At 71.1% G+C, this 14084-nt stretch carries 2 protein-coding genes; both read left to right on the forward strand.

The genetic code is table 11. The features are described 5' to 3' along the window. The first annotated feature begins 68 nt into the window (after positions 1-68). The gene (locus A6745_RS27125; RefSeq protein WP_066134557.1) at positions 69-1070 is read left to right on the forward strand and encodes a FecR family protein; all 1002 of its coding nucleotides are present in this window, start codon (positions 69-71) and stop codon (positions 1068-1070) included. Positions 1071-1215: 145 nt separating this feature from the next. After that, positions 1216-14040 (forward strand): filamentous hemagglutinin family protein, encoded by a 12825-nt coding sequence (locus tag A6745_RS27130; protein ID WP_197488242.1) that lies wholly within the window; start codon positions 1216-1218, stop codon positions 14038-14040. The last annotated feature ends 44 nt before the right edge of the window (positions 14041-14084 follow it).

Below are 14084 nucleotides of genomic sequence, written 5' to 3' on the forward strand. Positions count from 1 at the left end.
ATTGCCGTGCGGCGGCATCGCATCCGCCGCGCGGGCGCGCCGGCGTGGCCGGCCAAGGTAACCCTCGCATGACTGCATCCACGTCGTACGCCGGCGCGGCACCCGACCCCGACACGCTGCGCGAAGAAGCGGGCATCTGGCTCAACCGCCTGGTGCTGGGCGACGTCACGCAGGCGGAAATGCGCGCGTTTCGCCGCTGGCAAGGCGCCAGCGACGCGCATGCGGCGGCTTTCGAGGCGGCCAGGCGCCAATGGCATGCCATGAAGCCCGTGGCCGGCGAACTGCTGCGCACCGACGCGCGCGCGGCGGCGCGGCATGAGCGGCTGAAGGACGGCCCGCGCAGGCGTGGCCGGCGCGCCTTCCTGGGCGCGGCGGCCGGGGCGATGGCCACGGCCGCCGGCGTGGCGGTGTTCCATCCGCCCTTGGGATTGTGGCCCGCGCCGGGGCTGTGGGGCGCCGATTACCGTACCGCCACCGGCGAGCAGCGCGCGGTGGCGCTCGCCGAGCGCGTCAACGTGGTGTTGAACACGGACACGCGCATCCGGCGTGCGGGCCGGGATGGGACGCCGGGCATCGCACTGCTGGATGGCGAGGCGGCCATCGACCTGACCGGCCCCGGAGACCCGTTCGGCGTGCAGGCGGGCGCTGGCCGGGCGTGGGCGCAGACAGGCCATTTCCAGGTGCGCTATCTGGACGGCCAGGCCTGCGTCAGTTGCCTGGATGGCGAAGTGCGGGTCGAGCATCCCTTGGGCGCGCGCACGCTGCGGGCCCGCCAGCAACTGGTCTATGACGATCAGTCGCTCAGCGGCGTCGCGGGCATCGAACCCGAGGACGTGTCCGCATGGCGGCGCGGCGAACTGGTGTTCCATCGCACGCCGCTGGCGCAGGTGGTGGACGAGATCAACCGCTACCGGCCGGGCCGCGTGGTGCTGATGAACGACGCCAAGCGCCAGACGCCGGTGTCTGGCCGTTTCCGCACGGCGGTGCTGGACGAAGCCATTCTGCAGTTGCAGCACACTTTCGGCTTGCACGCGCGTGAATTGCCGGCGGGCGTGCTGTTGCTGAGCTGACGCAAAAAAGTTTACGGGTTTGCCAAAGCCCGCGTGTCTTTCCAGGTAAGGGGATCGACATGCCGGCGCCGCGAGGTGGGGGCTGATGATCCGGATGGATACGGCGGCCCGCATCGGCCGCCTCAACTTTCGGCGGGAAAGGCACATGGGCAGCATGGTCGGGCGTGACGCGAAGCATCAATCCGGATTGAAGGGAGGCGGCGCCTTGCGCCTGGCTCCGGTGGCGCTGGCCCTGGCGGCTGCCGCGGGCGGCTTCATCGGCCATGGCGATGCGCAGGCGCAGGCCTGGTTCGCGGCGTCGGGGTCCAGCAAGGGCGCGGGGTTCAGCACCGATGCGCGGGCGCGGGCGCAGTCGGCCGGTGTCGGCGTGGGCAACGGCACGGCGGCCCAGCAGGCGGCCGCGCGGCAGAAGCTGGATCGTTCGATCGGCAATTTGAACGTGGCGGCGCAGGCGATTGCCGCGCAGCAGGCCGCGCAAGCGGCTGCTCGGGACGCGGCGGTGGCGACGGGCGGCGGCATTCCCGATGGCCTGATCGACGGCGGCTTGAAGGTCGACAGCAACGCGCTGACCGCGGGTTGGCGCAACGCGCAGGCCCCGGTGAAAAGCGTGGCCAACGGCAAGACCACGGTGACGGTGCAACAGACGGGCGACCGCGCCATCCTGAACTGGGAAACCTTCAACGTCGGCCGCAACACCACGGTGGATTTCCGCCAGCAGGCGGATTGGGCCGTGCTGAACCGTGTCAACGACCCGCAGGCGCGGCCCTCGCAGATCGAAGGCACGATCCGGGGCGACGGCACGGTCATGGTGGTCAACCGCAACGGCATCGTGTTCGGCGGCGGCGCGCAGGTGGACGTGCGCAACCTGGTGGCGGCGGCGGCGAAGATCGGCGACCAGCAGTTCATCGATCGTGGCATCTATGGGACGGACAGCACCGTGGCCACGTTCACCGAGGCGCTGGGCAAGATCGAAGTGCATCAAGGTGCGCAGATTCGCACCACGGTGCCGGCTACGGTGACGCAAGGCGGCGGTTACACGCTGCTGCTGGGCAAGGACGTGGAGCAGGCCGGCACGATCCATGCGCCGCGCGGGCAGGCCTTGCTGGCGGCCGGCGACAGCTTCGTGATCCGCCGAGGGCAAGGCTCCGAAGGGAACCTCGCCTCGACCACGCGCGGCAGCGAAGTGCTGGTGTCCGGTGGGGGCACGGTACGCAACACGGGTCTCATCCAGTCGCCGTTGGGCGACGTGACGCTGGCCGCCAATCAGGTCGAACAGGCTGGCGTGCTGGCGACCACGACGTCGGTGGACGCGCGCGGCACGATCCACCTGACGGCCACGGGCGCCGATAGCGCGGTGACGCTGCGCGAAGGCGCGGTCAACGCCATCCTGCTGGACGCCAGCACGTCCACGGCGCTGGATGGCCAGCGCGACAGCCTGCTGGCGCCGTCTCAGGTCTCCAGCGCCGACATCCAGGCGGCGGACCGTTATCGCCGCGATCTCTCCTTGGTACAGATCGACAGCGCCGGCTCGGTGGATTTCCAGACGGGCACGCTGACGCTGGCCACGGGCGGCCAGGTGGCCGCGCGCGCCGGCACGCGCACGCTGGTGCGCGACGGCGCGCAGATCGACGTGTCCGGTGCGATCGGCGTGCCGGTGTCGATGGAGTCGAACAACCTCAAGATCAACATCCAGGGCAACGAGCAGCGCGACGCGCCGGGCAACCGCGACAGCGGCAAGCTGGCCAACAGCGATGCATGGGTGGACATCCGGGATCTGGTCTACGTGCCGGCTGGCACGGGCGGCTACGACAGTGCGCGCTGGTACACGAAAGGCGGCCTGCTGGAGGTCGGCGGCTACCTGAGCAACCGTTCGGTGCCGGCCAGCCACTGGCTGGCACAGGGCGGCCTCGTGCGCTTCGACGGCGGCGAGGTGGTGACGCAGGCGGGTTCGCTCATCAACCTGTCGGGCGGCACGCTGGACGTGCAGTCCGGCCGTATCAACATGACGTGGCTGCGCGGCGAGGACGGCCGCTTGTACACGGCCGACCGCGCGCCGGGCGACCTGCTGTACAAGGGCGTCTATCGCGGCTACGAGGCCGTGTCGGCGCGCTGGGGCGAGGATGCCACGCGCTACTACTACAACCCGCTGATCGCGCCGACCTCGCGTTTCGAGCCGGGCTATACGGTGGGCCGCGATGCGGGCACGCTTGTGGTGTCCACGGCCAGTGCGGTGCTGGAAGGCAGGCTGGTGGGCGAGACGTTCCAGGGCGCGCGGCAGACGGAAGCGCCGCTGCCCGAGGCCGAGGGCTACGGGCAATCGCACGGCGCGCAGTCGCGCCCCGGGCAGCTCGTGGTGGGCGACTGGCGCTATTACTACGACGCTCGCAATCGCACCCTCGTCCCCACGCTGGGCGCGACCAGCCAGAACATCGGTCGGATCGTCGTCGAGCAGGATGTCGCTTCGATCGCACAGGAATTGGATCTGTCTGCCGCATTGCCCGACAACCGCAAAGGCGTGCTGCGCCTGGACACCGCGCTGCTGGATCAATCGCCGCTGGGCGCCATCCGGCTGGCGGCACGCGAGCACATCGCCATCGACGCCACGTTGAACACGGCGGCCGGCGGCAGCATCACGCTGTATGCCCCGCAGGTGGACATCCGTGCCGACGTGGTCAGCCGTGGCGGCAGCATCCAGGCCGGCAATGTGCTGAACCAGCCCAATGGCCAGCGTATCGAGAACGTGGGGCTGGCGCCGCAGGCAGGCCAGGCGACGCGCCTGGACGTGGCCGAAGGCGTACGCCTGGACGCCAGCGGCCTGTGGAGCGACGGCCTGGACGGCGCGCAGGCCCTGGCGGCCAGCGTGCACCGCCACGGCGGCAGCGTGTCGCTGCAGGGCACCGGCGATGTCGGCAGCGCCGAAGGCAGTGTGATCGATGTGTCGGCGGGTGGCGTCCTGCTGCCGGATGGCAGGCTGCTGGGCGGGCGCGGTGGCAGCGTCACGCTGGCCGCCAACGTGCTCAGCGACAAGACCCTGCCCGTGGGCGGACGGCTGGCCTTCGACGGCCAGGTGCAAGGCTTCGGCATCGCCGGTGGCGGCACGCTGTCGGTGGCCAGCGCTGGCGTCATCGTGCTGGGCGGCCAGCGGCAGGCCGCGCAGGGTGCCGATGCGCTGTGGCTGGACGCTGGCCTGTTCCAGGCCGGCTTCGCCCAATACACCGTGAACGGCCACGGCGGCGTGACGGTGGCCGAGGACGCGGCCATCGACGTGGCCATGCCGGTCTATCGCAAGACCTCAGGCCAGACGCCCGCGCCGGGCGCGGCGCGCGACGCGGCGCTGTCGCTATGGACACCGCCGCTCTACGACGAGGATCCCGCGAAGGCGGTGCTCACGCAACGCCAGGGCGCCAGCCTGACGCTGCGCTCGGAGCGCAACGGTCAGGGCGGCGCCATCGAGGTGAGCGAGGGCGCGCGGGTCGCCGTGGATCCTGGGCAGTCGATCACGTTGCGCGGCGCGGACCAGATGACCGTGCTGGGCAGCCTGGTGGCGCCGGGCGGCCGGATCTCGATCGACGACGTGCGCCCCGACATTGCGGCGTTCGACGGCGTGGCCAATGCGAAATCGGTCTGGATCGGCGAGCACGCCGTGCTGGACGTGGCCGGACGCAGCCATGTGGCGATGGATCGCCTGGGCCGGCGCTATGGCATCGTGCAGGACGGCGGCAGCATCGAGATCGGCGGTACGCTGAACTGGGAGACCGGATCGCTGATCGCGCATGGCGGACGCTACATGGACCGTCACCTGATCCTGCGCCCCGGCGCCTTGCTGGACGCCTCCGGCACGCAGGCGGTGCTGGACCTGCCGGGTCGGGGCGCCACGACCGTGGCCTCCCAGGGCGGCAACATCATCCTGGCGTCGGCCAACAGCCTGTATCTCGATGGCCGGTTGCGGGCGGCCGCGGGCGGCGCGCAAGCGGCGGGCGGCCTGCTGGGCGTGGCGCTGGGCGGCGCGTTCTACTTCAAGAACTCGGTGAGCCCCGAGGTGCTGCCGCCCCGTTCGCTGATGCTGTCCCAAGTGCAGGGCGACAGCGTGCTGGGCGAAGGGGTGCGCGCGGGCGACAGCGATCCGGCGCTGGCCTATGGCACCGCTGCGCTGGGCGTGGACCGCATCCAGGCAGGCGGCTTCGGCAGCCTTTCGCTGTTCGCCACGACCCTGATCCAGGGCGACGTGGATCTCTCCCTGCCGCAGAGCCTGCGCCTGGTCGGCGTGCCGTCCGTGCACGATGACGCGCCGGCCGGCACCTCGCTGCGCCTGGCCGCGCCGCACCTGTTCCTGGACGCGGCGGGCTTCCAGATCGTGGAGGGCGGCGATTCGTACACCTATCCGAGCGAGGCGATCCCTGGCCTGACCACGGGCTGGCTCAAGCGCGGCCACCAGGCCCGCCTGGACGCGGACCTGATCGACCTGCGCGGCGCGTTGAACTTCAACCACTACGACGACGTGCTGATCGCCAGTCGGGGCGATATCCGGCTGCACAGGAACATTCCCGTCTCGACGGGGGATGGCACGCTGTTGTCCGCGCCGAATACCCTGACCGTCGTGGCCGCGCAGCTCTACCCGGTGACCGGCGCGGCGGGCGGGATCACCGTGGGTTATGGGTTCCGTCTGGACAACGTGCGCAATCCGGATGCGGTGCTCACCCTGCGCCGCGCCGATGGCACCTTGCCCGACCAGCCGTACTCGGCATTCGGCGTGCTTTCCATCAAGGCGCCCACCATCGAGCAGGGGGGCGTGCTGCGCGCGCCGCTGGGTCAGATCACCGTCAGCGGCACCGACATCGGTCCGTCGAAGGTCAGCTTCCTGCCGGGCAGCGTGACCTCCGTCAGCGCGGTGGGCCTGGACATGCCCTATGGGGGTACCGCCGACGGCATCAACTATCGCTATGCCGGCGCCGCGATCGACCCCACGCCGGCGGGCGGGCGAGCCAGTGATGACCGAATCTCTCGCCGGGTGGCGATCGACGGCGTCGAGATCGCGGTGGAGCCAGGCGCGGTCCTGGATCTCTCGGGTGGGGGAGAGCTGCGCGGCGCGGCCTTCGTCAGCGGCCGCGGCGGCTCCATCGACATCCTCGCGCATGCAATGGCCGACAGCAATCCGGCCATGGGATTCGCATCCTCCGGTAACGGCGTCTATGCCATCGTGCCGTCCTTCCAAGGTGCGTATGCGCCGGTGGTGGCGGAGTCCGGCGCGGGCTTGCCGGCCGTGGGCCGCCAGGTGACGATCGAGCACGCGCTGCCCGGCCTGGCGGCCGGCACCTACACGCTGCTGCCGTCTTCCTATGCGCTGTTGCCCGGCGCCTTCCGCGTCGAGATCGGCGCGGCCGCGCCCCATGCTTCCGCCGTCACCGCGCGCACGCGGGGCGGCTCGCTGGCCACCCAGGGCTTCCTGGGCACGGCCCATACGGGCCAACGCAACGCGCTGGCCAACACGCTGCTGGTCACGCCGGCCGCCGTGGTGCGGCGTCATGCGCAGTACAACGAGACCTCGTACGCGCAGTTCCTGCTGGCCGATGCGGCGCGTCGCGGCATTCCGCGCGCCATGTTGCCGGCGGACGCTGCCACGCTGACGCTGACGCTGGGCGCCGGCGCGGGCATGAACGGCAGACAGGCCTTGCGTGTGGACGGCGAGGCCCGCTTCGCGCCCGCGGCGGGCAGCGCCGGCTATGGCGGCACGCTGACGGTCAGCGGCGCCGCCGAGGGTATCGAAGTGCTCGCGCCTGGACAGTCGCCCATCCTGGGCGAGCGCGCCGCCGCGGTGTCCGCCAGCGCGCTCAATGCCCTGGCGCCGGTCCGGATGGTCGTGGGCGGGGCCCTGTATGGGACCTACGGCTCGGGGCGCCAGGGATTGGGCAGCGGCAGCGATGGCGGCAACGTGATCGTGCGCAACGGCGTCACGCTGCAGGCCGCCGAGATCGTGCTGGCCAGCGGCGCGGCAGGGCGCATCGTCGTCGAGCCGGGCGCCACGCTGAGCACCCTGCGCCAGGGCGCCATGCCGATGGATGCCCGCAACGGCTTGCTGATCGAGACGCAGGGCACGGGCGCGCTGGTCGTCTCCAACGGCGATGTCACGTTGCTGCCGCCCTCGTTCGAGAATGCCACGCGCATCGAGCTGGGCGCCTGCCTGTCGCAGTGCGAGGGCATGGCGCGCATCGTGTCCGAGGGCTCGATCGCCGTGGCCACCAACGGCGTGTTCTCGATGGGCGAGGCCGTCGAATACGGCACGCGCAACCTGATGCTGAGCGTGTCTTCGCTGAACCTGGGATCGACCCAGTCGCTGGCGGCTGCCCAGGCGGCGGGCGTGCTGCCGCCTGGCATGGCGATGAGCCAGGACGTGCTGGACCGCCTGCTGCGCGGCAATACGGCGCTGGGCACGCCCGCGCTGGAAAGCCTGATCCTCACGGCGGGCGAGTCCGTGAACGTGTTCGGGTCCATGTTGCTCGACACACGCGTCGCCAATGGCGCGTCGTCCCTGCAGCGCCTGGTGCTGGGCGCGCCGGCCATCCATGGCTATGGCGCGGCGGACGACACGGCGACGATCCGCGCCAATGAACTGGTGTGGGCCGGATCGCTGACGGCCGATCCGGCGACCGGCATCCCCGGCTACGACACACCCGCCGCGCCTGGCGGCGCGGTGCTGGACCGCCTGGGCGACGGCACGCTGGCGATCTCCGCCGACGTCATCCGTTTCGACGCGGCGCCGTACCGCACGGCGACCTCGCTGGTGCCGGCCAACCGTCTGGTGCTGGGCTTCTCGGCCTTGACGCTGGATGCCGCCACGCGGATCACGGCCCAGGACACGGGCAGCCTGGCCGTGCACCATGCGGTAGATGGCTACGAGGCCGGCCGAGGCTGGCAGTACCGCGGCGGCGACATCGTCGTGCGTACGCCCTTGCTGACCGCCGAGGCGGGCGCCGTGCTGGATGTGCGCGCCAGCGGCGCGCTGACGGTGCGGGGCACGGGCGCCGCGCCCGGCACGAGCAATGCCCTGGGCGGTTCGCTGAGCCTGGCGGCGCGGCGCATCTCGCTGGACACCACCGTGGCGCTGCCCTCGGGCAAGCTGACGCTGGACGCGCAGCAGGACATCGTGCTGGGCGACGCGGCCCATCTCGATCTGGCGGGCCGCGAGATCGTCATGCACGACGTCAAGCAATACAGTTGGGGCGGCGATCTGGTGATGAAGAGCGCCGAGGGCGACATCACGCAGGCCGCCGGCTCGGTGATCGACTTGTCCGCGCGCTACAACCGCGGCGGCCGTTTGCAGGCGAGCGCGCTGGGGGCATCGGCGGGCTACCTCGACCTGGCCGGCGCCGTGCTGGGCAGCGCCAGCGGCCTGTACGACGCGGGCGGCACCTATGTGCCCTACGACGCCGCCGAGATCACGTTGCGTGCGCAGACCCTGGCCGACTTCCAGGGTCTGAACACCCGCTTGAACGACGGCGGCGCGTTCGGCGCGCGGCGCTTCCAGGTCAAGCAGGGCGACCTGACGGTGGGCGACGAGGTGCGCGCGCGCCACGTCGAGATCGTGGCCGACGGCGGCAGTCTCACCGTGAACGGCCGCATCGACGCCAGCGGCGTGCAGGTGGGCAGCATCTACCTGGCCGCGCAACGCGACCTGACGATCAACGGCCAGCTGGACGCGCACGGCACGCACCTGCGCCGCGACAGCTACGGCAAGATCATCGACAGCCCGAACCGCGCCATCATCGACCTGACCTCGCGCCAGGGCACCCTGGCGCTGGGCGCGGGCGCGTCTTTCGACCTGCGGGCAGGCACCGCGCAGCCCGAGCGGCACGACGGCGTGATGCGCGGCACGCTGGACCTGAACGTGCTTCGCACGGGCGGCAACGATGCGCGCGGCGCGCTGGCCGGATCGGGCGACGGCGCCAACGGCGTGGCGCTGAATGTGGCGGGTACGCCCGTCATCCAGGGCGCCGGCCTCGTGGCGGTCAACGCCTTCCGCCGCTATACCGATGCGCCGCTGGCGGCTGAGCTCGACATCAACCACAAGCGGCCGCAACTGATCTCGCAGGGCTACTTCGGCAACGAGGAACAGGGCATCCACAAGGAGAACCTGGATTTCATGCAATTGGCCAGCGGCAACGCGGCGCTGGGCGATACGCTGTCCCGCCTGGGCGCGCGGCTGCGTCCCGGCGTGGAGATCGCCAGCGCCACGGCGGACGGCGATCTCACGGTGGTGGGCGACCTGGACCTGTCGGGTTACCGCTACGGACCGCATGCCGATATCTCGCGACGCGGCTTCGGCGAGCCCGGCGTGCTGGTGCTGCGCGCCGGCGGCAACCTGAACATCCATGGCAGCATCAACGACGGTTTCGCGCCGCCGCCCGACACGCCGGACGACAAGGAGGGCTGGCTGCTCGTCGAAGGCCGCTACAACCCGACGACCGGGCAGACCCCGTTCGGCGGCGACCTCGTCATCCCGGTGGACAGTGTCACCCTGGACACGGGCACGGTCTTCCCTGCGGGCCGCGCGCTGAACTACGACCTGCCCGCGCAGGCCGCCACGCTGCCCGCGGGCACCGAACTGCCCGTGGGGGTCACCCTGGCGGGCGAGCTGGCCCTGTCGGCCGGCCTGGTGCTGACCGGCCAGGTCACGCTGGCCGACGGCACGGTGCTGGCGGCGGGCACCGTTCTGCAAAATGCGGTCACGCTGGGCAGCGGCGCGCAACTGGGGGCGGGCTTCCGCTTGCGCAGCGCCGCCAGCGTGCAGGCCTTCACCTGGCCCAAGGGCATCGCGCTGCCGACGGCGTTGACGGCCCGCGGGCAGATCGTGCTGGCGCGCGGCGCCATCATCCCGTCGCAGACCAAGGTCGAACTGCCGGGCGACGCGCCGGTCAACCTGCGCCCGGTCGATTCCGACGGCACGCAGGGCCGCAACTGGGCGGTGGCGCCCATGCTGCCGGCGGGGGCCACGTCCTGGGACCTGACACTGGTGGCGGGGTCGGACCTGGAGTCGGCCGACGTGCGCTCGCGCAATGCGCTGGGCACGGGAGACATCGTGTTGGCCGATACCCACTACGGCCGTCTGGCCAGCTTTACCCGGCGCACCATCATTGGCGGCGATATGCGTCTGTCGGAAGCTGCGGCGATTGCCTATGGAGTGCCTGAACTGGCGGGCAAGACGGCCGCCGAAGCGCAGGCGTGGTTCCAGGAAACCTACGGTATGGGCTGGATGGACTGGTTCGGCGAGTCCTTCGAGGACTTCTGCTCGCATGACGGCGGCAATTGCACCGCCAGCAGCGGACCACGCCTGACGCAGGCCTGGGTGGACGCCAACGCCATGCCCGAACTGCTGGGCATGACCTACGCCGAGGCCGAGAACTGGTTCCAGACGAACTACCAATTGGGCTGGATGGACTGGTTCGGCATCTCGTTCGAGGACTCCTGCGCGACGGCCGGGTTTTGCGTGGGCGATGCGGGCAGCGAGCCCGAGGTCATCACCGAATACGCGTACCGGTACGGCACGCCTTCCTTCAGCGTGCTGCGCACCGGCACGGGCGATCTGTCCATGGCGGCCGGTCGGGACGTGGGCATGATGTCCGTCTATGGTGTCTACACCGCCGGCACGCCGACGTCGGTGGGCGCCGCGGATGCGCGCTTCGAACTGGCACGCGGCGGCGTCACCGAAGGCAGCGCGCTGGGGCCTTACCAGGACAGCGGATTCGCCGAGGCCATGTCGGTCTACCGCGCCTGGTATCCCGACCAGGGCGGCAACCTGACGGTGTCCGCGGGCCGCGACGTGTATGGCGATGCGTGGGGCGACAATGCCCAGAACGGCGTCAGCTATCCGGGCCAGGACTGGTCGCGGCAGGCCAGCTCGGCGGTCGGCAACTGGCTCTGGCGGCAGGGCGGCCAGGACATCCCCGGCGTGCAGGACATTGCCACCAGTTGGTGGATCAATTTCGGTACGTACGCCAACCGCTTCGAACGGGTGGATGGCCAGCCGCGCCTGGTGGGCTTCACGGGGTTCGGCACCCTGGGCGGCGGCAATCTCAGTCTTTCGGCCGACCGCCACGCCGGCGTGCGCGAGGCGCGCGGCGATGCCTTGGTGTCCCTGTCCGACGCCACCCCGCGTTCGCAGGGCCTGGTGGCCGCCGTGGGCAGCAGCGGGCGCGTTGTCGACGGCGAGCTGGTGTTGACCGGCGGCGGCGACCTGGATCTGCGCATCGGCGGCGCGCTCAATCCCAACGTGCGCGCCACGCAGCAGAGCGACGGCGCGACAGGCAACGGCGGGGCCTTCAGATCGGGCGGCGGCTCCATCGACCACCTGGATCTCAATGGCGTGCTGACCAACCTGCGCGGCAACCTGACGCTGTCGGCGGGCAAGGTGGGCGCGGTGTCGCGGTACTACGGCGACGGGGCTGGCCTGCGTGCCAGCGATCCTTTCGCGCTGTCCGGCGGACTGGGCATGGGGGGGCCTGTGCTCATGCTGGGCGATGCGCCGGCCTGGTTGCAGACGCGCGGCGACCTGGTGCTGGCCGGGACCGGCGATCCTGGCCGCACGCAGCTCCTGAACACCACGCCCTATGGCAAGATCGGCGCGGCCGAGCCCGAGTCCGCCGGCGGCGAGAGCTGGTTCTCGCTATGGACTGGCGCCACGGCGGTGAACCTGCTGTCGGCGGGCGGCAATCTGGTGCCGATCAGCGTCCACGGCAACTACGAACAAGGGTCGAATCTCGGCTGGGAAGTCACCCATTACGCCAGCAGCAGTACCGTCGCGAATTACTACATCGTCTATCCCTCCGTCCTGCGCGCGGTGGCGGCCGACGGCAACGTCATCCTGCCCGTGGTTCCCACGAATCTGAGCAGCCGGCGCTATACCCTGATGCTGGCGCCGTCCGCGTCCGGAGAGTTGTCGTTCCTGGCGGGAGGCTCGGTGCTGGCCAATGGCGGCCCCGCGGTGACCCTGTCGGGCGCGGACGCGACGCTGCCCAACCCGCTGCGGCCGGCCTTCGCGTCGGGGCTGCTGTCCGCCGCGGATACGCTGTCCAACACGTCCAAGGACGCCATTCGCGGCGCGTCGAACGGCTCCTACCCGCTGTTCGTCTTCGGTCCCAACTCGCCGCAGGAGCGGGCCTTGCATGCCGGCGACGGCACGCCCGCGCGCTTCTATGCGGTGGACGGAGACGTGGTGGGCGTGAAGGCGGGCAGCACGACCTCGATGCTGAATCGCGGCTACCAGGACTGGACGACGGTCTCCCTGGCCCAGTGGTTCGAGGCGGCCACGCCGCTGGCGGTGCGCGCCGGCCGCGACATCCTGGACTTCAACGGGATCGCCTTGCACAACAACGCCAGCGACGTATCGGTGGTGCAGGCCGGGCGCGACATCGTGCATGCCGGCTTCACTGTGGCGGGGCCGGGCGCGGTGGTGCTGCAGGCCGGCCGCCAGTTCCGCCAGGACGACGTGGCCAGCGTGCGCAGCCTCGGTCCGCTGGTGCGCGGCGATACGCGCCCGGGCGCCAGCATCGCGGTGCTGGCGGGCGTGGGCGCGGCGGGACCCGATTACACGGGCTTCCTGGCGCGCTATCTGGATGCCGCCAATGCCATGACGTCCGAGCCCGGCAACGGCCTGGATAGCCAGCCCGGCCGCGTGGCGCAGACTTACGGCGGCGAACTGACGCTGGCCGGCTGGCTGCGCGCCCAATACGGCTACGCGGGCACGACGGAGGATGCCCCCGCCGAGCTGGCCCGGCGGCAGGCGCTGCGCGACGCCGATACGGAACAGCCGTACCGCAGCCTGGCCGAGGACTATCGCCAGGAAAGTCAGCTGTACCTGGTGAACTGGCTGCGCGACGTGCAGGGCTACGAAGGCGATGCGGACGGTGCGCGCGCCGCGCTGGAGGCCCTGGCGCCCGCACAACGCGAGAGCTACGCACGCCAGTTGTTCTTCGCCGAATTGCGCAAGGGCGGCCGCGAGTACAACGACGAGGCGGGCCCGCGCTTCGGCAGCTACCTGCGCGGCCGGCGCGCCGTCAGTGCGTTCTTCCCGGAAATGGATGCGCAGGGGCGGGCGGTGTCGTATGGCGGCGACTTCACCATGTACGGCGGCGCCGGCCTGCACACCGACTTCGGCGGCGGCATCCAGGTGCTGACGCCGGGCGGCTTGCAGCTCGTGGGCCTGGAGGGCGAAGCGCCGCCGTCCACGGCCGGCGTCGTCACCCAGGGCCGCGGCGATATCGAGATGTACGCCCAGTCCAGCATCCTGCTGGGCCAGAGCCGCATCATGACCACCTTCGGCGGTCATGTGCTGGCCTGGTCTGCCGAAGGCGACATCAACGCGGGCCGGGGCGCCAAGACCACCGTGGTCTACACGCCACCCAGGCGCGTCTACGATGCCGTGGGCAACGTGGCGCTCAGCCCCACGGTGCCCAGCAGCGGGGCCGGCATCGCCACGCTGAATCCGATTCCGGAGGTGCCGGCGGGCGACGTGGACCTGATCGCGCCGCTGGGCACGATCGACGCGGGCGAAGCGGGAATTCGCGTGTCGGGCAACGTCAACATCGCGGCCTTGCAGGTGGTCAACGCGGCCAACATCCAGGTGCAGGGCGAGTCCAAGGGCATTCCGGTGGTGGCCGCGGTGAACGTGGGCGCGTTGACCAGCGCCAGCGCGGCCGCCACCAGCGCGGCGACCTCGGCGCAGGATGCCGTGGCGCGGTCGCGGGCAGCGGCCCAGAAGGCGCTGCCGTCCATCATCAGCGTGCAGGTGCTGGGCTTCGGCAACGAGCCCGCCTCGCGGCCGGCGCTGCCGCCGGGCGGCTCGGCGCCGCGCGCGGTCGAGCCCAGCGCGGATGCCGGGGGCCGGGTGCGGGTGCTGGGGCATGGCGATACGCTGCGTCCCGAGCTGATGGCGCACCTGACCGACGAGCAGCGCCGGCTGCTCGCGCAAGAGCGTTGAGGCGACCCAGGTCATGGACATGATCGGGATCCATAGCGGGGGCG

It is taken from the genome of Bordetella ansorpii, assembly GCF_900078705.1.
GTDB classification, from domain to species: domain Bacteria; phylum Pseudomonadota; class Gammaproteobacteria; order Burkholderiales; family Burkholderiaceae_B; genus Bordetella; species Bordetella ansorpii_A.